Origin of the sequence: Prevotella sp. DNF00663 (assembly GCF_001553265.1) — a bacterium.
Classification (GTDB): domain Bacteria; phylum Bacteroidota; class Bacteroidia; order Bacteroidales; family Bacteroidaceae; genus Prevotella.
Window position 1 is genome coordinate 1 of sequence record NZ_KQ960593.1, and the last position, 24,311, is coordinate 24,311.

Sequence of the window (24,311 nt, forward strand, 5' to 3'; positions counted from 1 at the left end):
AAGAGAGTATATCAATTTTGACACACCCTCTACTACAAGACTTATATCTTGCTTAAAATGTTCACGAATGTGTTGGGACGAATTGAGTTCGGCCATGTGGCAAAAGCATTTTCGCGTGTCTAACAATGCCTGTTTATACTATAACTACCGTAGTTATAAACTTAAAAACTAATGATTTGCGTAGCAAATTAGTTTACTAGCCAACTTGCTTACTTATCAACTATCAAACTGCAGAGATTAAACAGCGATACTGCTCCGCCTTTTCAGCATTACTGCAAGAGCCAAACAGCAGAGTTGCAAAGCCTTTGCAGCAGGGTGAGGCTGTAAGTTTCTAAGTCTATGAGTTGTTGGATTGGGAGATGAGTTTGTAAATTTTCAAGTTCATAAGTTATTGGCTTTATTTATTATAAGACTTTGTTTAAGCAATAAAGAATTATAAACGCTCGGCTTCTTTAATAGACTTATGTTCTACATTATATTTTTTTACTCCTAGGTAATATCTTACTTTCAAACCTATTTGGCGTGTCTCACTGTTTCCCCATGAGCTGATATTCAACTTATTGGTATTACCATAGCTGTCCCATCGTTGTGTATGGAAGGCGTCGGTTAGGATGATAGATGTGTGAAGTCTGTCTTTAAGAAACGTTCTACTAATGCCTATATTGACATATCCGCTGGATTTTAGGACTTCATAGCTGCCTCCTTGTCGCTTGGAAAGATATTGTGCCGCCACTTCCAGCTGTAATTTTGCAGGCAAAGTAATATTATTAGAGATATTGAGTGTATATGATGGTCGTCTATAAATATGATTATTTGTTTCGTAATTCAGCTTGTTGACAAAATAGTAGGTACCAAAGTTCAAATTTGTATCCCACCATGAAGCAATACGTTTGCTGTAAACGACTTCTGCACCCAGCTGTTTTTGCTTTCCTATGTTTTTGGTTGTCATTACCACCGTGTTGTTATTATAGACATCGGTTATACCTGTAAAATAGTTGTTTAGTGAATTATATGAGAGATTTATAACCAGTTGTTTGTGTGATAAACTAAATATCAGTTTGTCATTTGTTTGAGGTGTGATAAACGGATTGCCTTTCCAGTAAGTTAGTTCATCTAATAAATACTCAAAAGGATTTAAGTCTTCATATCTAGGTTTGTCTTGTCGTTTGCTATAAGCCAATGTCATACGTGTGTTTTGCGATATTTGATAGGAGATTGAAGCATTCGGAAAGCAGTTGAAACGGTTTGTTGTATTTGTTTCTTTTTTATCCATGGCTGTGTATGGTTGCAATAAACCTTTGCTGTACATTTGCTCTATTCTTATTCCAGCAGTGGCCATCCACTTATTTAACTGTATTGTATATTGGGTATAACCTTCAATGTTTTGCTCGGAATATGTAAACCTGTTAGATCTTGTATTATCGATTTTAAGTGAAGAATAGAATTTAAAGTTATTATCGCTGTTGATTGTTGAGGCTTTTATGCCGGCCAATAATTCATGTCCTTTGCCAAACAAATGTTTATAATCAATCATGAATGAGGCAATCTTTATGTGTTTGTCGTTTTCTGATTGGTATATGTCTTTGTGATGGAGTGTACCGTTTGGGAAATAATAAATATTGGGTTGATTGCAATATGACTCTCCATCGACCTTGATATAATCTGCATTTACTGATAGCGTGTGGTTTTTACTAGGCGTGAAAATATATGCTATACTACCACTATATCTCGGTGTTCGTTGCTTTTGATAATCATTTTCGGCATATAGCAATTGAGTTAAATCATTCATTCCTCTATATATTTGTGTCTCGGTAGATGTGTATCCCGGTCCGATAACGGCGCTGATAGAAGTATTGAAGGTAAATTTGTGTTTGTCATTTGGATGGTATACAAGGTCTATGCTGGTTGAGTAAGTATTGCGCTTGTCTACATCATCGGTGGTAGATAGGTTTTTATTCCCATCTTGTATTCTATTAATGCCATATTTCATAGCATAGTATCCGATGTTATGATTATAAGTAATGCCGACTTGCCAATGTCTCCTATTGTACGATAACGAAATATCTGATGTCTCATGTATATAGTTCCAAAATGATATACCATGAGATGTTGTAAGGTGAAAGCCCGTATCGGTCTCGCTTTTCAAGATAATATCTATGATTCCGCCTGCACCTTCGGCATCGTACGACGCATTAGGATTGGGCGAGGTGCTAATCTTCTGTATTCTAGTAGAGGCTAAAGAACGTAGATAAGCAGTTAAGGTTTCTCCTTGTAATGGCGTCTTCTTACCATTGATATATATAGCTGTTCCGCCTAGCGATGAAAGAGAGATACTTCCTTTGTTGTCAATATGGATGCCGGGTGAATGTTTTAAGACATCTATAGCATTGCCAATGTCGGATAAATAGCTTTGGGCAACATCGATATTTACTTTTCCGTCTTCCATTTTTACGATGGGGCGATGCTTCTTAGCCGTGATAATAATATCGTTGATGTGAGTAATATCGTTTTCTATTACTATTTTGATCAAGCTTTCTTTGGTGGGAATGGTAAAATAGAGAGTGGTATCTTTATAGCCTAATGAACTGATGTATGCACTGTAATTCCCTTTGTCCAACTTAATGTAAACTTTACCTAATGTGTCGGCTATGCAGTTGTTGACTACTCGTCTGTTATCCACGTCGGTGATAACGACACTTGCGGCATCGGCGGCTATATGTTCTTTGTCTTCTATTTGTAATATTATGTGGTGTTGTGCAGAAAGATTGTGAACTGTCAATGATGTAATACAAGTTATTATCAGATTGATGATAAGATGTTTGTTCATACTTGTTAATTAGGACTGTTGTAAGTTATGATGCTATTAAAACATAGATAGAAATTATTTTTTTATGGTCTAAGGCTGTGTAAAAATAGAACAATCAAACTAATGTGTTATTGATAATGATATTGTTTTTTCTGATACAAAGATAATAAAACTAATTCTTTCTGTAAAAAAAAACGAATAATTTGTTCTCTTTTAAGATAATATTACAATGTTAAGAGTGTTGGTTAGAAGTGGAAAAAGAGTGGCTTGTATAGTACAAAAATAGTGAGTATAGGAATAGAGGATTTACAAAAGGGGCATGACTGTGATAAGTCATGCCCCTTTAGGTAATGCTTTATAGTGGTTGTTATGCCCCGCAGAAGAATAAAACGACTATCTGTGCCGAGAAAATTCTTAGGAACATACTCAACGGATATACCGTACTGTAACCGATGGCTGGTGCCTCTTTGGTACAAGAACTGTTGGCATAAGCCAGTGCGGGTGGGTCGGTGTAGGTTCCGGCAATCATACCCATGATGGTGAAATAATTGAACTTGAACTTCAAGCGAGCTATTGTTCCGACAATCAGGATAGGAATAACGGTAATCAGGAAGCCGGTATAGACGTATTTCAAACCATCGCCTTGAACCACAGTTTCCCAGAATCCGGCTCCCGCTTTGATGCCCACAGAAGCCAAGAATAATACAAGTCCGATTTCGCGGAGCATCATATTGGCCGAAGTAGTAGTATAGGTGACCAGCTTAAACTTATATCCGAAGCGGCCAATGAGGATAGCTATAATCAGCGGACCGCCTGCAATACCTAGTTTTAAAGGCACAGGCATACCGGGAATAGCAAGTGGAATGCTACCAAAGAGGATTCCGACAAGGATTCCGATGAAGATGGTGGCAATGTTAGGTGCGTCAAGACGCTTCACAGAGTTACCCATCATCTCGGCTACACGGTTTACATTCTCCTCCGGACCAACAACCATGATGCGGTCACCAACTTGGAAATGGTGGTTACGACTGGCGAAAAGATCCATGCCTTGACGGGTGATTCGGGTGACATTGACACCGTAAACGCTTGAGAAGTGCATCTTGCCGAGAGTCTTACCATTCATAGATGGACGTGTAACGACAATACGCCTAGAAATCAAAGGTTGCTTCTCGTTGCCGGTTTCCCAAGGAGTATCAATCTCCGGACCAATGAAAGCTTGGATAGCTGCAGCATCTGCTTCGGCGCAAACTACGAGTATCTCGTCGTTCAGACAGAAGATAGTATCGCGTGTAGGAATCGTTACCTGACCGTCGTGGAGCAAGCGTGAGCAAACAATATCTCTGTTTAGGAATTGTGAAATTTCAAGGAGTGAACGTCCACTAATGTATGTATTGGTGACGCGAAGATGCATCTGATAAGGCTTTGCATGAGGGTTTTCGGCCTCTTGCTCATTCAGTTGCTCCTCTTCTTCTTCCAACTTCGTGCGTGTAATGTATCGGATAGCGATGGTAGCACCGATGATTCCGAGTACACCAAGAGGATAGGCGCAGGCATAACCCGATGCAATTTGCGGCACTTGGCCTTTGGCAAATACGCTAGTTAAGGCTTCGTTGGCAGCTCCAAGACCCGGTGTATTGGTTACAGCTCCGTAGAGTGTACCCACCATCATCGGTAGATTGTTGGGGTTGCTAGTATCGAAGAATAGATAGTAGCAAGCAAACATGACGAGTACATCAAGGAAAATCATGGCCGTAGACAGCCCATTCAGCGTGACACCGCCTTTGCGGAAGCTCTCGAAGAAGCCGGGACCGACCTGCAAACCAATGCAGAAGACGAACAGAATCAAGCCAAAGTCTTGAATGAATGTAAGGATGTTTGTAGGAGCAGTGAACCCAACGTGTCCGGCTAAGATACCTGCAAACAGTACGAAAGTGACACCGAGGGAGATACCGCCAATCTTGATTTTACCCAAGAGCACGCCTACTGCGATGACAATCGCGTAGAGTAGGGCGATGTGAGCCACGGAGTCTGTTGTTGTAAATAAATTGATTACCCAATCCATAAGATATTTAAGATTTGACTGCAAAATTACTCTTAAATAGGCAGATAGCAAAATAAACGTAATTGTTTTTCTTTTTCTGATGATTGAAAAAGAATGGGTGTGCAGGTACACCTTATTATTATATTAAAAAACAAAGCTTGTTTTGGCTGTGAAGTTTTTTTTGCTTACCTTTGCGCCCTATATAAAAAGCGCGTTGACGCTTACTTTCTAGATATTTAATTACGCAAAAATAAAATCGTAAAAGCAATATGGGTAAGAAGTTTACCGAGCATAATGGCCTGAATTTAACGCAGACCAATGATGATGTTTTAGCACAGTGGGAGAAGAAAGATATTTTCCATAAATCCATTGATGAGCGTGAGGGATGTCCTCAGTTCGTATTCTTTGAAGGACCACCTTCGGCTAATGGTCATCCGGGTATTCACCATGTGCTTGCTCGCGCCATCAAAGATACGTTCAATCGCTATAAGACCATGAAGGGCTTTCAGGTATATAGAAAGGCCGGATGGGACACACACGGACTCCCGGTAGAGCTCGGTGTGGAGAAAGAATTGGGTATCACGAAGAAAGATATAGACAATAAGGCTTCTGATAAATACATCTCTGTAGAGGACTATAACCATAAATGTCGTGAAAACGTGATGATGTTTACGCAGGAATGGCGTACGTTGACAGAGAAGATGGGGTACTTTGTGGATTTGGATCATCCCTATATTACCTACGATAATAAGTATATCGAGTCTATTTGGTGGCTTCTGAAGCAGATTTACAATAAAGGATTGCTCTATAAGGGCTATACTATTCAGCCGTATTCTCCTGCTGCCGGAACCGGATTAAGCTCGCATGAGTTGAATCAACCGGGATGTTACCGTGATGTAAAAGACACAACGGTGACGGCACAGTTCCTCATCGAAGAACCGAAAGAGGAATGGACGAAGTGGGGTAACCCCTATTTCTTGGCTTGGACGACAACGCCTTGGACGTTGCCTTCGAATACATCGCTCTGCGTTTCGCCCACTATCGACTATGTAGCTATACAGACTTACAATCCATACGATGCTAAACCAATGACCATGATTATGGCCGAGGCACGCGTAAATGCTTACTTGAAGCCGGAAGGCGAGGTGAGCGGTGATGCCGAGTTGCCAGCTTTTGCGCATGGAGATAAGGTCATTCCTTACAAAGTTATTGGTCGTTATAAAGGCGAAGAACTGTTGGGTATCAAGTATGCACAGCTGATGCCGTGGGTAAAACCATGCGAGAAGTTGGACGATCTCTCTGCCCCTTATGTACAGGAGTATGCTCAACAGCATCCCGAAAAGGTATTTACAGGTGAAGATGGACGCGATAAGTTCGTCGAAATGGAAAGCGAAGCCTTCCGTGTAATACCCGGTGACTACGTTACAACAGACGATGGTACGGGTATAGTACATATCGCTAACACTTTCGGAGCAGACGATGCGCGTGTGGCTAATGCCGCTCATGTGCCGGCATTGTATCTCATTAGTAAGAAGGGTGAGACTCGTCCAATGGTTGATTTACAGGGTAAATACTACTTGATGGATGAGTTGGACGCTAATTTCGTGGCTCATTGCGTAAATGTAGAAGCCTATCAGCACCATGCAGGCGACTATGTGAAGAATGCATACGACCCCAAATTCAATCCTAACGGAGTGTGGGATAAGGTGGCAACAGAGAAGTCTGAAGACCTCAATGTCATCATCTGCATGGAGATGAAACAAGAAGGTACGGCCTTTAAGATAGAGAAACACGTGCACAACTATCCCCATTGTTGGCGTACGGACAAGCCTATTCTCTATTATCCATTGGATAGTTGGTTCATCAAAGACACTGCGAAGAAAGAACGTATGGTTGAGTTGAACAACACAATCAATTGGCATCCGGAGTCAACAGGTACCGGTCGCTTTGGCAACTGGCTTGAGAATCTGAACGATTGGAACCTTTCTCGTTCACGTTTCTGGGGTACTCCGCTTCCAATATGGCGTGATGAGAACCGTGGTGAGAAGTGTATCGGCTCATTAGAGGAACTTTACAGCGAGATAGAGAAGAGCGTTGCTGCCGGCGTTATGAAATCTAATCCGATGAAGGATAAGGGATTTGTGCCCGGTGACTATTCTCAAGAGAATTATGATAAGATAGATCTTCACCGTCCATATATTGACTATGTGGTGCTGGTGAACGACGAAGGACAGCCTATGCATCGCGAGATGGACTTGATAGATGTGTGGTTTGATAGTGGGTCTATGCCTTATGCACAGTTGCATTATCCGTTTGAAGGCGAGATGGCATCGGGTACTGAGGCAGACCGTGAAGCCATGGTGAAGAGTCAATATGAGGGCACTGCTATTGCTCCCAAGTTCTTCCCGGCCGAATTTATCAATGAAGGTGTAGACCAAACTCGTGGTTGGTTCTTCACATTACACGCTATCGCGACGATGGTTTTCGACAGTGTTGCTTTCCGAAATGTTGTCTCTTCCGGTCTTGTATTGGATGCTAAGGGCAACAAGATGAGCAAGCATGTGGGGAATGTTGTTGATCCTTTCGAGATGATAAACAAGTATGGAGCAGACGCAGTACGCTTCTATATGCTGACAAACAGCGAACCTTGGGACAACTTGAAGTTCGATGCTACGGGTGTAGACGAGACTCGTCGTAAGTTCTTTGGAACGCTTTACAACAGCTATTCATTCTTTGCGCTGTATGCAAATGTCGATGGTTTCGACCCCGAAGCAGCGGCTGTTGCCCATGATAAGCGCCCGGAAATCGACCGTTGGATTCTCTCTTGCCTTAATACTTTGATAAAGAAGGTAGGCTATGAACTTGAAGATTACGACCCAACTCGTGCTGGTCGACTCATCGAATCGTTTGTTAACGATGATTTGAGTAACTGGTATGTGCGCCTGAACCGTAAACGTTTCTGGGGCAAAGAGATGGATGAAAACAAGCTAAGTGCTTATCAAACCCTCTATACATGTTTGATGACGGTGAGCAAACTGCTTGCCCCGATGGCTCCCTTCTATGCCGATGAACTGTATCATGACCTTGGTGGTGAGCTTGAAAGCGTGCATTTGGCGCAGTTCCCCGCTGCAGATGAGGCGTTGATAGACTCCGCTTTGGAGGAACGCATGGAGATTTCGCAGAAGATAACATCCATGGTTTTGGCTTTACGTCGTAAAGTTAACATCAAGGTTCGCCAACCGTTACAGCAGATTATGATTCCTGCTGTCGACGAGCAACAGAGAGCTTACATCACGGATGTGTCCGACTTGATTAAGAACGAAGTAAATGTGAAAGAGCTAAACTTCGTTGAAGGGCAGAGCATGTTGGTGAAGAAGGTGAAGTGTAACTTCCGTGTGATGGGTAAGAAGTTTGGTAAACTCATGAAGGAAGTGGCTGCTCGTATGGACAGTCTCAGCCAAGAAGAGATTGCAGCGTTTGAATCTAACGGCAATATCCAGTTGGCCGTGCAAGATCAGAATGTTGTTGTTGAGGTGGCAGATGTAGAGATTATCAGCGAAGATATACCCGGGTGGCTCGTTGCAAACGAAGGAAATCTGACGGTAGCGTTGGAAGTTGAGCTGACAGACTCATTGCTCAATGAGGGTATGGCACGCGAACTTATCAATCGTATACAGAATCTTCGCAAGTCTTCGGGTTTTGAAATCACAGATAGAATCGTGGTGACTGTTGCGCCGAATAAGCGCTCCGACGCTGCTATTGCTGATTTCTGTGACTATATTAAAGCTCAAGTTTTGGCCGATGAACTCCTGATTGCCGACAATGATGGGTCGGAGATTGAGTTCGAGGAAGACAAGCTGAATATCAAGATAGAACGAAAATAGAAAGTGACTAAGTGGGAGATGGGTTTCAAAAGAACTCGTTTCCCATTTTTTGTTCAACGCAATAATCACATAATTATGGACAAGAAAGTGCGTTATTCTGATGAGGACTTGGCGGAATTCCGCGGTGTCATCAACGATAAATTAAAGTTGGCTCGTCGCGATTACGATGGTATGATGCGACAACTGATGAATCTTGATGGTAATGATGTGGACGATACGTCTCCTACTTATAACAAGATGTTGGAGGAGGGTAGTGCCAATCAGAGCAAAGAAGAGATGATACAGCTGGCTCAACGACAGCAAAAATTTATCAAAGGACTTGAAGCTGCACTCATACGCATAGAGAATAAGACCTATGGTATCGACCGTATGACGGGCGAACTCATACCCAAGGAGCGTCTTCTTATAGTGCCTCATGCAACTCTTAGCGTCGCTTCGAAGAATGCACGCAAGCGATGAATAGACTGAGAGTGCATTTGACTGATGGGCGATTGGCCTTTATCTTGATTCTTGCCATCATTATTATAGATCAGATTATCAAGGTAGAGGTCAAGACAAACATGTGTCTTGGTGAATCCATTCATGTGACCAATTGGTTCTATATCAGTTTTATAGAGAACAATGGTATGGCTTATGGCATGACTTTGGGTAGCAAGTTGGTATTGAGTATCATGCGTATTATAGCTATTGGCTGTATCGGATGGTATATCAATCGGGTTATCAGAGAACGCCATCATACCGGATATGTCATGGTACTTGCTATGATTTTGGCGGGTGCAGCGGGCAATGTCTTCGACTCAATGTTCTACGGTTTGTGTTTCAATGAGTCGTCTCCTTTCGTTGTTTCCCACTTTGTAGACTTTGGTACCGGCTATGCTTCTTTCCTTGAAGGGAAAGTGGTAGACATGTTTTATTTTCCTTTGATAGTCACTACATGGCCTGAATGGGTGCCGTTTTATGGTGGGCAAGAGTTTATTTTCTTCTCGCCGGTGTTTAATTTTGCCGATGCTTGCATCAGCGTCGGAGTCGTTTTATTGCTGATTTTCTACCGTAAAGATTTGGAAGGAATGGGTGATACTTTCAAGAAGTCATTGCCTAAGAAAGTGAATGAACATACAGAATCATAACAGTATTGTCCACACAGCCATGTCATTGCGTATGTTTGGCTTGCTTGTAGTGCTGGGTTTGTTGGTTTTATCTTGCAAGCCCACAGTACCATCAAGCATTATCCAGCCTGATGAGATGGAAGATATTCTGTACGATTATCATTTGGCTGAGGGTATATCTGCATCGCCCGGAGGCGATAGTAAAGCTTTTGTTACCTATCGGGAAGCCGTGTTTAAGAAGCATGGTATCACTTCTGCCGAGTTCGATTCATCCATGGTCTATTACTTGAGACATACCGAGAGTCTGGAAAAAATATACGAATCGCTGTCCAAACGATTGAGTGATGAGTCGGCATCTCTTGGTGGTAGCCAAGGAAGTGGGGCTTATGGGATGCTCTCGGAGAATGGAGATACGGCCAACGTATGGCGTGGTGAGCAATCTATGGTGTTGTCGATGTACGAGCCATTCAATCTTTATACATTTACTCAAGCGGTCGATACGGCTTATCATCAGGGCGATCGCCTCGTATTGGATTTCGATGCTCAATACATATTCCAAGATGGTTCGCGCGATGCTGTGGCTGTTTTGGTGGTGAAATATCAGAATGATAGCATCGTATCACAGGTGGTTCATATCAGCGGTGGAAGCCATCAATCGGCTACAGTTGAGGATGCCGGGAAGTTGGGAATCAAAGAAGTGAAAGGCTACTTCATGCTTAATACGCGCTCAAATATTTCATCGCGGTCTTCTACTACTTTGCGATTGCTGCTCATCAATAATATTCGGTTGATTCGTATGCATGTGAAAGCGGAGCCACAGGTGGTATCTCAAGATAGTACCAAGGTTGCAGGAAAGACGGATACGGTACCTCCGACATCATCATCGATGCCGGATGAACGTCCGAGAAGGGTGCCGCCGGTACGAGTACCTATGGGAGGAGTCCACTAATGCAGGAATTATCGCAGCGCATTAAGCGTATAGCAGTGAATACATTGTTGGTAGACGAGTTCTCTATACACCCTGCTGTGGTGGAGTTACAAGGTAACCGTGTACTCTCATTCCAGCCTTTGACCGAAGAGATTGCCATGACAGAATGGGTTGGAGGTACGTTGCGACTGAAAAAAGAGGGACGTGTGTACAAGGTCAGCATGTAGTCTGCTTATGCTTTTATGGTCTTGACGAAAGGAATCTTGACAATTTATTATATAGCAAATAACAACGTTTTAATGGATATTTTAGATATGGGAAAGAGAAAGATGTCCCTTCTCATCATGTTGATGATGTCAACATGGGGATTGGCATGTACTAATTTCATTGTTGGAAAGAAAGCCAGTGTGGATGGTAGTGTGATGTGTACATACAATGCCGACGACTATGGTATGTTTATAGGACTATGCCATTATCCTGCCGGATTGCACGCTAAAGGTGAGATGCGTAAGATTTATGACTGGGATTCAAAGGTATATCATGGTGAGATACCGGAAGCGCCAGTTACTTATAATGTCATTGGTAACATTAACGAGTTCCAAGTTTCCATTGGAGAAACTACTTATGGAGGTCGTGAAGAAATGGTCGATACCACCGGTATCATCGACTATGGTTCGCTTATTTATCTTGGATTGCAACGTTCGCGTACGGCTCGTGAGGCTATACAGGTGATGACTAAGCTTGCCGAAACCTATGGTTATAACAGCGAGGGTGAGACGTTTACCATCTGCGATCCCAACGAAGCGTGGATAATGGAGATGATGGGAAAAGGTCCGGGTAGCAAGTCTGTGGTCTGGGTTGCCCAGCGTATACCCGACGATGCTATCTGTGCGCATGCCAATCAGAGTCGTATTGGCAAGTTTGACATGAAAGATAAGGCCAACGTGATGTACAGTAAGGACGTTGTTTCGTTTGCTATTTCTAAAGGTTGGTATAGTGGTAAAAAGGCCGACTTCTCTTGGAAAGAGGCTTATGCCAAGCCCGATTTCTCCGGACGTCGCTTTTGTGACGCTCGTGTATGGTCGTTCTTCAACCGCTTCAAGGCTGGTTTTGAGCGCTATTTGCCATGGGCTGAGGGGAAAGATCCCAATGCAGAGGATATGCCATTGTGGATTATCCCCGATAAAAAATTGAGTCTGCAAGATGTTGAGATGGCCATGCGTGACCATTATGAGGGTACTCCTTTGGCTACCGACAGTGCGGATATGGGCAGCGGTATTTGGCAAATGCCATATCGCCCAACGCCGTTGATGTTCAAGGTTGATGGTAAGGAGTATTTCAATGAGCGTCCGGTGAGCACACAACAGACAGGCTTCTCGTATGTAGCACAGTTGCGTGGATGGTTGCCAAGGGAAATTGGCGGTATTCTTTGGTTTGGTAACGACGACGGCAATATGGTGGCATATACACCTATTTATTGCGGTAATAAGATACAACCTAACTGTTATAATACGCCCGGCGCCGATGCTGTGACATTCTCAATGGATAATGCTTACTGGGTATGTAACTGGGTTAGCAACATGGTATATCCTCGCTACAGCCAAATGTTCCCCGAACTGAAGGCTGTACGTGATAGTCTTGAGCAGTCGTATGTGGCAGCACAGAAGGGTGTGGAAGACAAGGCTATGCAGCTTTATACATCGGATAAGGCGGCAGCAGTGAAGTATCTCAATGATTATAGTAACCAGCAGGCAGAGCAGATGTTGGCGCGTTGGAAACAATTGGCTATGTATCTCATCGTGAAATACAACGATATGACGGTGAAACCTACCGATGCCAATGGTCGATTCAAGCGTACCGCTACAGGACTCGGAGCTCGCGTCGTGCGTACAGGATACCCCGATGCATTTGCGAAAAAGCTGGTTCAATCTACCGGAGATAAGTTTGAAGTACCTCGAAAGTAATTTATTGGATTTGTTGCAGAGGTTTGTCAGCATTGTTGTTGAGCCTTTGCAGCATTGCTGTTTGGCTTTCGCAGAGATGTTGCGAAATATCTGCAGTAATCTCATACAAAATGAAAAAGGATGACCATCAGGCCATCCTTTTTTATTATAATATTTGGTTTGAAATTACAAACCAAGTTTCTTCATAGCATCGCCAGCTGCTTTTGAAGCGGCTTCGCCAGCTTTTTGTTTAGCAGTTTCCTTTGCTGATTCAACGGTTTCGTTGGCCTTTGTCTTAGCAGCTTCTTTGGCTGCGTCTACCGTTTTGGCTGCATCTGCTGCGCCGGCTTTAGCTGCATTGACAGCATCATCAGCTGTTGCGGCAACGTCGGTAGGCAGATTCTTAATACCAGTGATAAGTGTATTCACCGTAGCATTGTCTCCAACGACGCTCTTGATTTGGTCAGCGTGCTCTGTAACGAACTGTTTAACGGTCTCAGCATATTTCTTAGCCTCTTCTAAGTTGCCGGATTTAACGAGTTCAGCATACTTAGCCTTTAAGTCGGTAAGTGTCTGTGTTAGGTCTTTACCGTTCTTTTCGGTGAGTTGGGTGTTCAATAAGCTAATGACATCTTGAGCTGATTTAACAGCGGTTGCGGCTGTATCAACAGCAGCTGCTACTGAATCTGAATCAACAACTTGTGATGCACTCTTGGTCTGATTGCCACAGCTAGCCAATGTCAAGGCTACAGCTATGGCTGCAAAAAAGATTTTTTTCATTGCGTTCTCTAATTTAATTGATTAATAAATTGCTACAAATATAGGCCATTTTTAGATGTGTTGCACTTTCTTTGAGTTAATAATAACAAAAAAGAGAGCTGTAAAATGATTTACAGCCCTCTTCGATAGTTATTTTATCTGAATTGCTTAAATGGTTTCAGACCAATCTTCCTTCGTCTTACGAACGTAGCTCTGGTAGCGTAGCTTAGCCATTTGCTCGGCAGCAGCAAACAATTCTTCTGCCTCATTAGGATAAGCTTTCTGTACAGAAAGGTAGCGTACCTCGCCTAAGAGGAAGTCGCGGAACTTGCTCCAGTCAGGCTCTTTAGAGTCGAGTGAGAACGGGTTCTTTCCTTCTTCAGCCAATTGAGGATTGTAACGCCACAAGTGCCAGTAGCCACTTTCAACTGCGCGACCCTCTTCGGCTTGGCTCTTGCCCATACCACCCTTAGCTTTCAAGCCGTGGTTGATACAAGGAGCGTAAGCGATAACCAATGATGGTCCGGGATAAGCTTCAGCTTCGCGGATGGCCTTCAAGGTCTGTGCTTGGTCTGCACCCATTGCAATCTGAGCTACATATACGTATCCGTAGGTTGTTGCCATGAGTCCGAGATCCTTCTTACGGATTCTCTTACCTTGAGCAGCAAACTGTGCGATGGCACCCAGAGGAGTCGATTTAGATGACTGACCACCGGTGTTAGAGTAAACCTCTGTATCCAATACGAGGATATTTACGTCTTCACCAGAAGCAATTACGTGGTCGAGACCACCGTAACCAATATCGTATGAAGCACCGTCACCACCGATAATCCACTGTGAACGCTTCACCAAATAGTGGTCAAGTGTCTTCAACTCAGCGCATGTGGGGCATCCGTTGGCAGCACCTTCAGCAATCATTGGCTTCAACTTTGCAGTAGCTTCTTTAGAAGCAGCGGCATCGTCCTTACCGTCAATCCATGCTTGAGCAGCCTCTTTGAACTCTGCTGGAGTATCGTCTTTAGCAATAAGCTCATTCAACAGCAGTGTGATGCGCTCTTTCATCTTCTTGTTTCCGAGTGCCATACCCATACCGAACTCGCAGAAGTCTTCGAACAATGAGTTGTCGAAAGCAGGACCTTGTCCGTTTTCATTAGTGGTATAAGGAGTAGAAGGCAAAGAAGCTGAGTAGATAGAAGAACATCCTGTAGCGTTGGCAATCATCTCTCTGTCGCCAAAGAGCTGAGAAATCAACTTCACATAAGGAGTCTCACCACAACCGGCACAAGCACCTGAGAACTCAAACAAGGGTTGAGCGAACTGTGAATTCTTCACATTGCTCTGTACATCTATCATGTGTTGCTTGCTCTTTACGTTCTTTGCGAGGTAGTTCCAGTTGTCAATCTGCTTCTGTTCGTGTGTGAATGGAACCATAGCAAGAGCCTTACCCTGCTTGTTACCGGGACAAACGTCAGCACAGTTACCACAACCTACACAGTCGAGTGTGCTTACCTGAATGCGGAAGTGCATACCTGCCATAGGCTTTGGAACCTTCATTTCGAGTGTCTTATCGTCGAAGCCCTTCAGCTCTTCTTCGTCGAGAACAAACGGACGGATACATGCGTGAGGACAAACATAAGCACACTTGTTACACTGGATACAGTTCTCGGCAGTCCACTCTGGGTGGAATGCTTCTACACCGCGCTTCTCGAATGCAGAAGAACCATTTGCCATGGTACCGTCAACCATGTCGTATTTAACGAAATCTGAAACCTTCAAGAGGTCGCCTACTTGTCCGTTGATAGGACGAACAATCTCCTTGATGTATGCGGGAGCATTGTCTGTAGTGTCTTCAGCGTCGTCTGCGAGGTTAGCCCAAGCTGGGTCAACAGCCAATTGCTTGTATTCACCACCACGATCTACGGCAGCGTAGTTCTTCTCAACGACATCTTGTCCCTTTGTTCCGTATGACTTCACGATGAATTTCTTCATCTGTTCTACAGCCAAATCAACAGGGATAACCTCTGTGATACGGAAGAATGCACTTTGGAGGATAGTGTTGGTACGGTTACCCAGACCAATTTCCTGTGCAATCTTCGTAGCGTTGATATAGTAAACAGTGATGTTATTCTGTGCGAAGTAACGCTTAATCTTGTTAGGAATGAAGTTAGCAAGTTCTTCACCTTCGAAGATTGTGTTCAAAAGGAATGTTCCGTTCTTCTGCAAACCGCGGATAACATCGTACATTCTCAAGTAAGCCTGAACGTGACAAGCCACGAAGTTAGGTGTATTTACCTGATAAGTAGAGTGGTTTGGAGAATCTCCGAAGCGCAAGTGAGAGCATGTGAAGCCTCCAGACTTCTTAGAGTCGTAAGAGAAGTAAGCCTGACAATGCTTGTCGGTGTTATCACCAATGATCTTCACAGAGTTCTTATTAGCACCTACAGTACCATCGGCTCCAAGTCCATAGAACTTAGCTTCAAACATACCTTCGCCACCCATAGGAATCTCTTCAATCAAAGGAAGCGATGTAAAGGTAACATCATCAACGATACCTACGGTGAAATGATCCTTAGGCTCAGCTAATTCGAGGTTGTTGAATACAGAGATAATGTGAGCAGGAGTGGTATCTGAAGACCCCAAACCATAGCGACCACCAACGATCAGAGGCTTGTTTTCTACATCATAGAATGCACTCTTTACGTCCAGATACAATGGTTCTCCTTCAGCTCCCGGCTCTTTGGTACGGTCAAGAACAGCAATGCGCTTAACAGTCTCAGGCACAGCAGCGAGCAAATGCTTAACAGAGAATGGACGATAGAGGTGTACTGAAATCATACCCACCTTCTTTCCTTGCTTCATCTGATAGTCGATAGCCTCGCGAGCAGCCTCAGTTGCAGAACCCATCAAGATGATAATGTTCTCAGCATCCTTTGCTCCATAGTAGTTAAAGAGGTGGTATTCACGACCGGTAATATCTGAAATCTTAACCAAATAGTCTTCTATTACTTCGGGAATGTTTTCATAATACTGGTTGCAAGCTTCACGATGAGTGAAGAAAGTCTCTGGATTTTCAGCGGTACCACGTGTTACTGGGCGCTCAGGAGAGAGTGCACGGTCGCGGAAACGCTTGATATCTTCTGGGTCAAGGAGCTTAGCTACCTCGTCTTGATCGATTTGTTCAATCTTGTGATACTCGTGAGATGTGCGGAAACCATCAAAGAAATTGATGAAAGGAATGCTTGTCTTCAGAGTCGCAAGATGAGGAACTGCGGTCAAATCCATCACTTCTTGAACTGATCCGGAGCAGAACATAGCGAAGCCAGTCTGCCTACAAGCCATGACATCTGAATGGTCTCCGAAGATACAGAGAGAGTGTGTAGCGATTGTACGAGCTGATACGTCGAATACACAAGGTAACATCTCGCCCGCAATCTTGTACATATTAGGAATCATCAACAGCAAACCTTGAGATGCAGTGAATGTTGTTGTCAACGCACCTGCTTGTAGAGAACCGTGCAAAGCACCGGCTGCACCACCCTCAGATTGCATTTCCTGAACTGTCACCGTTTGACCGAACAGGTTCTTACGACCCTTGGCTGCCCAAGTATCTACGTGTTCTGCCATCGGAGATGATGGTGTGATAGGGTAGATCGCTGCTACTTCTGAGAACATGTAGCTCACATGAGCGGCTGCTTCGTTACCATCACAAGTGATAAACTTTTTTTCTTTAGCCATTTTATTGCAGATAAAATATTAATGAATTGTTTTTGTATATATTTACTTAATACAGAAAACCCAATAGCCATAAAGGTATTCTGTTGTCTTTTCCTATTTCAGTATTGTAGCGCGCATAGAATGTATCAGGGTTGTATCTTACCTTATGTTCGCTCTTAGCGTCGCATACTCTAAACTTTAAATCGTTGTCTACGATGAAGTGTTGGTTCTTGCTCCCTTGGTTTACGAGGTGATCTTTCCACAATGCATTCACAAAGAAAGTCTCCATCATGTCCTGCTGGTTTACCTTAATTGGATAGATGGCATGCATGAGATTAGAATTGTGGAGCATCACCTTCGACGGTTTTTTGGGGAAATCTTGCCCCACTGGATAGATGATATTGATGAGTCGAGCGTCTGCCAAATACTTGATGTAGTTCATGACAGTGGCTCTACTGGTGTTGATTTCTTCTGCGAGATTGCTGATGTTGGGCGCTTTTGAACCATCAAGTGCTAATAGATAGAACAGTTTCTTTATCTTTGTGAGGTATTTAAGTTCTATCTGTTTAATCAAGAGAATATCCACTTCCGTCATCATATTCATGGTCTTGAGCAGATTTTCCGAGAAATTTCTGTTCTCAAGGAAGAATGGATAGAAGCCATGATGCAAATAATCGGGGAAGAATTTCATCGGGCTCACCTTTGGCAGAATCTCTTTGACGATGTGCTCGTGATTCTCCAAGATGTCGGACAAGGTATAGGGAGTGAATGAATTACCCGTTAATAGGTTGATATATTCACGAAACGAGAATCCACGCAGATTGTAACTTTTTACTATACCATTAAGTTCTGGATTTTCCTCCTTTAATCTCATGACACTACTACCTGTAAAGATAATCTTAAGTGCGGGATAATTGTCGTAGCATTTTTTGAGTTCCGAACTCCAATTTGGCTGCTTAAAGACTTGGTCTATCAGCAAAACCCTACCTCCTCTGTCTATGAAATCGCCTGCAAAATCGGCAATCCCTCTACCTTGGAAGTAGAAATTGTTCATGTTGATATACAAGCATTGACGGTCGTCTAACTCGAAATGGTCTTTCGCATATTGCAAAAGGAAAGTTGTCTTCCCTACACCACGCATTCCTTTGATACCAATCATACGGTCGGACCAGTCTATTTCGTCCATCAAAGTGCGATGCACCGGGGCGTTCGTATGTTCTACCAAATATTTATGCGTGCTGAAGAAAGCTTCCATATTTGCCTTGTCAGTTCTTGTATCTATATTCTGTGCAAAGATAATCAATATTTCCAAATTTGCAAACTCTAGATAGCAAAATATGCTAAATGCGCGAAAATAATATATCGTATAAAAGAGGTGGCAAAATCGTTGCGGCGAATTGAAATCAAGGAAAAAATATTTTGAAGTTGAAATGTGGTTCTAAATGCTATTCCTTCGACGGAATATTACTACTTTTGCACTGCTTTTTCTGAATACAAGATGAAATTACATATATTCAATCCCGAACACGATTTGGCTCTAGCAGCTAATATCCCAAACTTTACCGCACCCCATGCAGCTCGCCAACTCCGTGCCGATTTAGACTTCTTGCCGGCTCTGTGGGCTGCCGATGGCGACTTGGTATTGGTGGAAGATGTTGATTCTGTAATGCGCCGCACGCGCCATTTACGTCGCTATATGGCCGAGGTGGAGTTTGTTACGCCCCAAATACTTGGCTCTCAAACCTCAGGTCAAGTGGATATTCAACCTTGGGGACAAGATATAGCGCTTAATTATCAGCTGCAACAGATGAATCCGATGCTTGCCAACAGTGTTTTGTCCGACTTTCAACTGGGGCAACAACGACAAATCAGCGGGCGCCCATGGGCGGCTAAACATTTGTTACCGATATTGGCGGAGTATGGTGGTACGGTAGGTAAGTCGTGGATAGTGACGAATATGGAGAGTCTGCGTGGAGTTGTAGACGGTGGTGGTGACTTTGTGTTGAAAGCGCCTTGGAGCAGTAGCGGGCGCGGAAATCGCTATTGGTTGTCCGACCGTGAGGTAGATAATCACTTGTTGGGATGGTGCGATAACATTATCCGAAAGCAGCATGCCTTAATGGTTGAGCCGCTTTACAATAAGGTTTTGGATTTCGGGGCAGAATTTTATGCATCGGGTAATGGCTGTGTCGAATATCTCGGTTTGAGCATGTTCCGTACTGTGCATGGCGTGTATCGTGGCAATTTGCTCATGTCTGAGAGGCAGAAAGAAGAAGTGTTGGAAAGTTATATATCTGCCGACCTGATGTCGAAAGTGCGAAATAGAATAGCGTTGTTAATGGGTGAATTACTCGGTAATACCTATATCGGGCCGTTCGGAGTAGATATGATGGTGGTAAGCGGGGCGAAGAAGGGCAAGCCTTTCGATGATTTCTTGTTGCATCCAATGGTAGAACTCAATCTGAGACGCACCATGGGGCACGTAGCTTTGAGTCTGTCTGAGCATCTAAATCATGAAGAAAAACGTGTCATGGTGATAGATTATTCCGACCGTTATTGCTTGCATGTGGTCAAAATACATTGATATTTTCTTCCTGACTTCTTATTCTTTATTTCTCATTCCTTATTCCTTGGTTTGCTGCAAGGGCTTGGCAATTTTGCTGCATAGGCCGAACAGCATTGCTGAAAAGGCTATACAGTAAGTTTGCTGCTACTTGGCAGCAAATTGATTGCTTCATAAGTCAGTTGACGAATAGGTACATCTAGATAGAATTATTACCACTTTTTTGTATATATCATATATATGTTATATATTTGTGGTGGCTTAAATAGATAGAATTATGGCAACAACTGCATTACAACCAAAGAGAAAAATTATAGATCTTAGCGGTGAAACTTTTCGTTCACTGTCTGTTATGGCAGCCAATAGGGGTACGAATCTAAAAAACTTTATTGAAGGATTGCTTGATAAAGTTGCCGAAGAATATGACGAAAATAAGCAATACGCTTGGCTTGCAGAAAATGTTCCAGAAGGCAAGGAAATGTTAGATGAAGAAGAACAGGCTGATTTTGAGAAGTGGTTGGGTATATGAAAGTAAAGTATTCTAAAGCTTTTGAAAAGTCAGCGAGGTTATTATCGGGTAAAAGTTTGAAGAGTCTATCAAGCATGCTTGCAGAGGTTAAGCATGCAGAGAGTCTTTCTGATATAACCGACAGTATCAAACTAACTAATTTCAAGAATACATACCGAATCCGTATCGGCAGTTACAGAGCTTTCTTCACTTGCCATATAGAAGTGGTTGATGATGTTGTGTACTTTGAATATCTAGTATCTCGTGGGCAAGCATATTCCAAAGAGATGGAAAAGAAATTAAAAGCAAAGGATTAGAATTTAGAGCTCTATAACGTGTCCCGCAACTATATCCCCTTGCTTATGTCTTAATTTCCAAATACCAAACAACACCAATTGTCCTTATCTGTTGTAGATAGGAACTCCAAATCGTTTTCTTTAGCTTTCTGTATTAGTACTTCTGTGTCTTCAGTGTAGAAACCGCTCAAGATGAGTTTAGCATTACTGCCCATCACATCTTTGAAGTTGTGCATATCGTCAAGCAAAATGTTACGGTTGATGTTGGCTAATACGATGTCGAAAACGCCACAAACATGCGATAAAACACTTGAGTTACCTTGTAGGACAGTTAGATTTTCCACTCCGTTCAACTTCGCGTTGTGCTCTGTGTTCTTTGCACTCCATTCGTCAATATCATATCCTACGATTTCGCGCGCTCCTAGTTTGGCAGCAACGATACCTAAGATGCCTGTGCCACAACCGCAGTCTAGCACGCGCTTCTGCGATAAATCCAACTGTAGGAGTTGTGAAACAATCATCTGTGTAGTTTGGTGTGTGCCCGAACCGAAAGCTTGTATCGGTTCAATGCCAATTTCCATTTCTGTCAGCTTTGGTGCTTCTGTGGTGTGTTTGGCATCGTATATCGTAATTTTGTCATCAACGCTGATGGGTGAAAAGCCTTGGTCTTCCCATTCCTGATTCCAATTTTTATCTTCAACTTTCTCTACGGTGTAAGCGATATGAGCTCCTTCCAGTGGCAATTGGTCAATTTGTTGCTTGACGATTTCGTCATGGAACAGGTCTTCTTGAATATATCCGTTGATACCGTTTTCTGTGTCTTCAAAGGCTTCAAAGCCTATTTCGCCCATCGAATCGGCAAGAAGTTCGCTAGCAGTTTGTTTTAGTTCGCCTGCAGTGATATTGAATTTAACGATTATATATTTCACGTTGTGGTTTAATTTGTGTGCAAATATATAAAAAATAGGGAAAAACCTATCATGAGATAGGGAATTTCCTTATATTTGCATATAAAATAATAGATACTTTTGTATTAGTATAAAGCGAAATATAACTAAAAAGGAGCATCAATATGAAAAAGTTATTTTTTGTTTCAATTTTAGCTTCGTTCTTGCCATTATCACTGATGGCGCAGGATGATGACCTCTACTTCACTGCGAAGAAGAGTGCTGAAACAACCGATACTTATCCCAAGACCGACAATAAAAATGCCTACTATGTAGGCAGTAAGCGCGATGTTGATGAGTATAATCGGCATGGTAAGTCGTGGAGTCTGTATCAGAAGGTTGGTGAAGACGGGAAAGGTAATGATATTATCCAATTCCAAAAGGGCAATGGAGTTTATCCCGATTCTACGTATATTGATACGACTTTCGTAGGTAAATATTACGACACCATTGTAGATGATGACGATTATGCCTATACACGTCGTATGTCTAGGTGGGATGGATACTATGGTTGGTATTCTCCATGGTACTATAGCAGCTGGGGATATGGCCCTTGGTATGGTGCTTATGGTCCTTGGCGCACTGCGTGGGGATGGTACGACCCTTGGTATTCGTCTTATTATTATGGTGGATGGGGATGGTATGATCTTTGGTACTATGGCGGTATGTATGCCGGATGGGGCTATCCTTACCGCGGCTATTGGGGCTACTGGGACTATCCCGGCTATAGAGGTGTGTATGCGGTAGACCGTCCGAGCAACGGCGTACGCAATTATAGTTTCCCTAATCATGGTGGAGCTACGGCATCTTCTCGCAATGGTGTGCGCACTTATTCGCGTAACAATGCTTCCGGACGTGCCATCTCGCCAAATCGTTCTAGCTCGAATAGTAACTTCGGACAGCGTTCGTTTGGTTCACGTAGCTACACTCCGCGTATGGATAGTGGTATGTCTAGAGGCGGCGGCTCGTTCTCTGGTGGCGGTAGCTTCGGTGGTGGAGCACGCTCAGGTGGTGGCTCGTTCTCTGGTGGAGGAAACTTTGGTGGCGGCAACTTCGGCGGTGGTGGTCATTTCGGACATCGTTAAAGCTACGTCGCTCAATAAATATAGTATTAGCTTAAATAAAGAAACAGCTTGTAACAATCATGAATGTTAAATATTACTCATTGGCTGCGATGCTATCATTGTCGTTGCCTATATTAGCACAAGAAACCTATCAAGATACAAAGTTGATAGATAATGATTTGAATGGGACTGCTCGTTATGTTGGTATGGGTGGTGCGATGGAAGCTTTAGGAGCTGATATTTCCACCATCAGTACAAACCCTGCTGGTCTAGGATTATTCCGTCGTAGTCAGCTTTTGATTTCTGGTGGCTTGGTAAGTCAGCAAGATGCCAAGACGAGTTTGCCTCGCGATAATTTCCGTTTCGATGGTAAGAAGACCAATATGAGCTTCGATCAGCTAGGTTTTGTGTGGTCGAACCGTTATGGTCGTAAGTCGTTTGTGAACGTAGGTTTCAACTATCATAAGAGTCGTAACTTCGATCAGATTCTCTCGGCGATGAATACGCTGACCAATGCATCGCAGAATAAGAACACAGCACGTAAACATGACTATGGTAAAATACTGGAGTTTAAGTACGGACAAGATGTTGCCAACATGATATGGAACGGTGTGGATGCTGGTTATGCTCAAATGTTGTCTTATGATAAAACCAAGGGTGTCTATCGTCACTACAATGCTACTGGTTTCATGTTTGGCCAATATCAGAAAGGCTATATCGGCGAATACGACTTCAATATCAGTGGAAATATCAACGACCGTGTATATCTTGGCTTGACACTTGGCTATCACGACGTGCATTACCGTACAAATAGTTTCTACACAGAAGACTTGGCTGCGACCGATAAAGCGATAGCCAACACGTGGGAAAGCCTTAAAATAACAGGCTCAGGCTTTGATATTAAATTCGGTGGAATCTTCCGTCCGGTGGCTGATTCACCTTTTAGAGTAGGCGTATACATCAATACTCCCATCTTCTACGACTTGGATATGACAACTAATACACAGATGGAGATGGGTACACCTGATAACAATATGTCGGCCAACCATAGCTCTTCTTATAGTTACAAACTGTACACGCCATGGAAGTTTGGCTTGAGTTTAGGTCATACGGTAGGTAACTATTTGGCTCTAGGTGCCACTTATGAATATGCAGACTATGGAACCATCAATAACAGATTGAACACCGGCTCTTATTACGATGGATGGAGTACCTACGAAACAACGAGCAAAGATGCAAAGATGAATGCTCATACCAGTTCTGCTTTGAAGGGCGTTTCTACGTTGAAGTTGGGTGTTGAGTTCAAACCGGTAAAAGATTGGGCTGTTCGTGTAGGTTATAACTATCTGTCACCGATGTTCAATAAGAAAGCTGTACGCGATGGTTCGGTTATTTCTCCGGGTACAATGAATGCTTCATCTACAGATTATACCAACTGGAAATCGACCAACCGGTTTACTTGTGGTGTAGGTTATACAGTGAAGAAGTTCAATATAGACTTGGCTTATCAGTATAGTGCACAGAGTGGTGATTTCTATCCATTCATGCCGTATTACTATAATGCAGACGAGAGTGCGCATCCTGAGAACAATGTTGCCGATGCGACAAAAGTTAACTTCAAGCGCCATCAGTTGCTTCTGACTTTGGGTTATCGCTTCTAAAGAGACACTCGTAGAGTTGGAACTGACTTAAAATAGAAAATTAGTTTTTTTAGTGGTTAATTTAGTTTTAGTAAGTATGTGAGAGACTTGT

The 24,311-nt window shown here is 43.1% G+C and carries 17 protein-coding genes; 11 read left to right on the forward strand and 6 right to left on the reverse strand.

Annotated features, from left to right (window positions below; all coding sequences use genetic code 11):
- Nucleotides 1-433 precede the first annotated feature (433 nt).
- Both HMPREF3034_RS01310 and HMPREF3034_RS01315 read right to left on the reverse strand, forming a co-directional pair.
- Nucleotides 434-2,827 carry an outer membrane beta-barrel family protein gene (locus HMPREF3034_RS01310; RefSeq protein WP_062432565.1) on the reverse strand — a complete coding sequence of 798 codons (2,394 nt, stop codon included), beginning with the start codon at nt 2,825-2,827 and terminating at the stop codon, nt 434-436.
- A gap of 346 nt (nt 2,828-3,173) precedes the next feature.
- Nucleotides 3,174-4,868 carry a putative transporter gene (locus tag HMPREF3034_RS01315; protein WP_062432569.1) on the reverse strand — a complete coding sequence of 565 codons (1,695 nt, stop codon included), beginning with the start codon at nt 4,866-4,868 and terminating at the stop codon, nt 3,174-3,176.
- A 248-nt stretch (nt 4,869-5,116) separates the two neighbouring features.
- On the opposite strand from HMPREF3034_RS01315, the gene ileS reads away from it, so the two are divergent.
- From ileS to HMPREF3034_RS01345, 6 genes are all read left to right on the forward strand, one after another.
- Nucleotides 5,117-8,731, forward strand: a complete 3,615-nt coding sequence (ileS, locus tag HMPREF3034_RS01320; RefSeq protein WP_062432572.1) for an isoleucine--tRNA ligase — start codon at nt 5,117-5,119, stop codon at nt 8,729-8,731.
- 75 nt (nt 8,732-8,806) lie between these two features.
- Nucleotides 8,807-9,190 carry a TraR/DksA family transcriptional regulator gene (locus HMPREF3034_RS01325; protein WP_036899868.1) on the forward strand — a complete coding sequence of 128 codons (384 nt, stop codon included), beginning with the start codon at nt 8,807-8,809 and terminating at the stop codon, nt 9,188-9,190.
- Nucleotides 9,187-9,858, forward strand: a complete 672-nt coding sequence (locus tag HMPREF3034_RS01330; protein WP_036899870.1) for a lipoprotein signal peptidase — start codon at nt 9,187-9,189, stop codon at nt 9,856-9,858. The genes HMPREF3034_RS01325 and HMPREF3034_RS01330 overlap by 4 nt, the downstream gene beginning before the upstream one ends.
- The gene (locus HMPREF3034_RS01335; protein ID WP_231725579.1) at nt 9,839-10,786 is read left to right on the forward strand and encodes a DUF4296 domain-containing protein; all 948 of its coding nucleotides are present in this window, start codon (nt 9,839-9,841) and stop codon (nt 10,784-10,786) included. Before HMPREF3034_RS01330 ends, HMPREF3034_RS01335 begins: the two co-directional genes overlap by 20 nt.
- Nucleotides 10,786-10,992 (forward strand): hypothetical protein, encoded by a 207-nt coding sequence (locus HMPREF3034_RS01340; RefSeq protein ID WP_052052986.1) that lies wholly within the window; start codon nt 10,786-10,788, stop codon nt 10,990-10,992. The genes HMPREF3034_RS01335 and HMPREF3034_RS01340 overlap by 1 nt, the downstream gene beginning before the upstream one ends.
- A gap of 87 nt (nt 10,993-11,079) precedes the next feature.
- The gene (locus HMPREF3034_RS01345; RefSeq protein ID WP_036899882.1) at nt 11,080-12,729 is read left to right on the forward strand and encodes a dipeptidase; all 1,650 of its coding nucleotides are present in this window, start codon (nt 11,080-11,082) and stop codon (nt 12,727-12,729) included.
- A 165-nt stretch (nt 12,730-12,894) separates the two neighbouring features.
- On the opposite strand, the gene HMPREF3034_RS01350 is transcribed toward HMPREF3034_RS01345, so the two are convergent.
- The 3 genes from HMPREF3034_RS01350 to HMPREF3034_RS01360 form a co-directional block, all read right to left on the reverse strand.
- A complete protein-coding gene (locus HMPREF3034_RS01350; protein ID WP_062432575.1) occupies nt 12,895-13,488 on the reverse strand; it encodes a hypothetical protein in 594 nt (197 codons plus the stop codon).
- Between the two features lie 147 nt (nt 13,489-13,635).
- Nucleotides 13,636-17,202 carry a pyruvate:ferredoxin (flavodoxin) oxidoreductase gene (gene nifJ / locus HMPREF3034_RS01355; RefSeq protein WP_062432578.1) on the reverse strand — a complete coding sequence of 1,189 codons (3,567 nt, stop codon included), beginning with the start codon at nt 17,200-17,202 and terminating at the stop codon, nt 13,636-13,638.
- Nucleotides 17,203-17,248: 46 nt separating this feature from the next.
- Nucleotides 17,249-18,436, reverse strand: coding sequence for an ATP-binding protein (locus tag HMPREF3034_RS01360; RefSeq protein WP_036895998.1), 1,188 nt, complete (start codon nt 18,434-18,436; stop codon nt 17,249-17,251).
- A 243-nt stretch (nt 18,437-18,679) separates the two neighbouring features.
- Here HMPREF3034_RS01360 and HMPREF3034_RS01365 point away from each other — a divergent pair, with 243 nt between their 5' ends.
- The 3 genes from HMPREF3034_RS01365 to HMPREF3034_RS01375 all read left to right on the forward strand — a co-directional run bounded on the left by HMPREF3034_RS01365 (nt 18,680) and on the right by HMPREF3034_RS01375 (nt 20,569).
- Nucleotides 18,680-19,765: a hypothetical protein gene (locus HMPREF3034_RS01365; RefSeq protein WP_036895966.1), complete on the forward strand. Its 1,086-nt coding sequence runs from the start codon at nt 18,680-18,682 to the stop codon at nt 19,763-19,765.
- A gap of 256 nt (nt 19,766-20,021) precedes the next feature.
- The gene (locus tag HMPREF3034_RS01370) at nt 20,022-20,273 is read left to right on the forward strand and encodes a hypothetical protein (protein WP_036895965.1); all 252 of its coding nucleotides are present in this window, start codon (nt 20,022-20,024) and stop codon (nt 20,271-20,273) included.
- Nucleotides 20,270-20,569, forward strand: a complete 300-nt coding sequence (locus HMPREF3034_RS01375) for a hypothetical protein (RefSeq protein WP_036895963.1) — start codon at nt 20,270-20,272, stop codon at nt 20,567-20,569. Before HMPREF3034_RS01370 ends, HMPREF3034_RS01375 begins: the two co-directional genes overlap by 4 nt.
- 50 nt (nt 20,570-20,619) lie before the next feature.
- Here the strand turns inward: HMPREF3034_RS01375 and prmA are convergent, their stop codons facing one another.
- Nucleotides 20,620-21,477, reverse strand: a complete 858-nt coding sequence (gene prmA / locus HMPREF3034_RS01380; protein ID WP_036895961.1) for a 50S ribosomal protein L11 methyltransferase — start codon at nt 21,475-21,477, stop codon at nt 20,620-20,622.
- A gap of 143 nt (nt 21,478-21,620) precedes the next feature.
- On the opposite strand from prmA, the gene HMPREF3034_RS01385 reads away from it, so the two are divergent.
- Complete coding sequence (locus tag HMPREF3034_RS01385; RefSeq protein ID WP_062432581.1) at nt 21,621-22,580, forward strand: hypothetical protein; 960 nt, start codon at nt 21,621-21,623, stop codon at nt 22,578-22,580.
- A 59-nt stretch (nt 22,581-22,639) separates the two neighbouring features.
- On the forward strand, nt 22,640-24,220 hold the full coding sequence (locus tag HMPREF3034_RS01390) for an OmpP1/FadL family transporter (protein ID WP_062432584.1): 1,581 nt from the start codon (nt 22,640-22,642) through the stop codon (nt 24,218-24,220).
- Nucleotides 24,221-24,311 lie beyond the last annotated feature (91 nt).

Bases quoted from the DNA above. Each gene is read 5' to 3' on its own strand.
- HMPREF3034_RS01310 (WP_062432565.1), bottom strand. From the start codon at position 2,827: ATGAACAAACATCTTATCATCAATCTGATAATAACTTGTATTACATCA.
- HMPREF3034_RS01315 (WP_062432569.1), bottom strand. From the start codon at position 4,868: ATGGATTGGGTAATCAATTTATTTACAACAACAGACTCCGTGGCTCAC.
- ileS (WP_062432572.1), top strand. From the start codon at position 5,117: ATGGGTAAGAAGTTTACCGAGCATAATGGCCTGAATTTAACGCAGACC.
- HMPREF3034_RS01325 (WP_036899868.1), top strand. From the start codon at position 8,807: ATGGACAAGAAAGTGCGTTATTCTGATGAGGACTTGGCGGAATTCCGC.
- HMPREF3034_RS01330 (WP_036899870.1), top strand. From the start codon at position 9,187: ATGAATAGACTGAGAGTGCATTTGACTGATGGGCGATTGGCCTTTATC.
- HMPREF3034_RS01335 (WP_231725579.1), top strand. From the start codon at position 9,839: ATGAACATACAGAATCATAACAGTATTGTCCACACAGCCATGTCATTG.
- HMPREF3034_RS01340 (WP_052052986.1), top strand. From the start codon at position 10,786: ATGCAGGAATTATCGCAGCGCATTAAGCGTATAGCAGTGAATACATTG.
- HMPREF3034_RS01345 (WP_036899882.1), top strand. From the start codon at position 11,080: ATGGGAAAGAGAAAGATGTCCCTTCTCATCATGTTGATGATGTCAACA.
- HMPREF3034_RS01350 (WP_062432575.1), bottom strand. From the start codon at position 13,488: ATGAAAAAAATCTTTTTTGCAGCCATAGCTGTAGCCTTGACATTGGCT.
- nifJ (WP_062432578.1), bottom strand. From the start codon at position 17,202: ATGGCTAAAGAAAAAAAGTTTATCACTTGTGATGGTAACGAAGCAGCC.
- HMPREF3034_RS01360 (WP_036895998.1), bottom strand. From the start codon at position 18,436: ATGGAAGCTTTCTTCAGCACGCATAAATATTTGGTAGAACATACGAAC.
- HMPREF3034_RS01365 (WP_036895966.1), top strand. From the start codon at position 18,680: ATGAAATTACATATATTCAATCCCGAACACGATTTGGCTCTAGCAGCT.
- HMPREF3034_RS01370 (WP_036895965.1), top strand. From the start codon at position 20,022: ATGGCAACAACTGCATTACAACCAAAGAGAAAAATTATAGATCTTAGC.
- HMPREF3034_RS01375 (WP_036895963.1), top strand. From the start codon at position 20,270: ATGAAAGTAAAGTATTCTAAAGCTTTTGAAAAGTCAGCGAGGTTATTA.
- HMPREF3034_RS01385 (WP_062432581.1), top strand. From the start codon at position 21,621: ATGAAAAAGTTATTTTTTGTTTCAATTTTAGCTTCGTTCTTGCCATTA.
- HMPREF3034_RS01390 (WP_062432584.1), top strand. From the start codon at position 22,640: ATGAATGTTAAATATTACTCATTGGCTGCGATGCTATCATTGTCGTTG.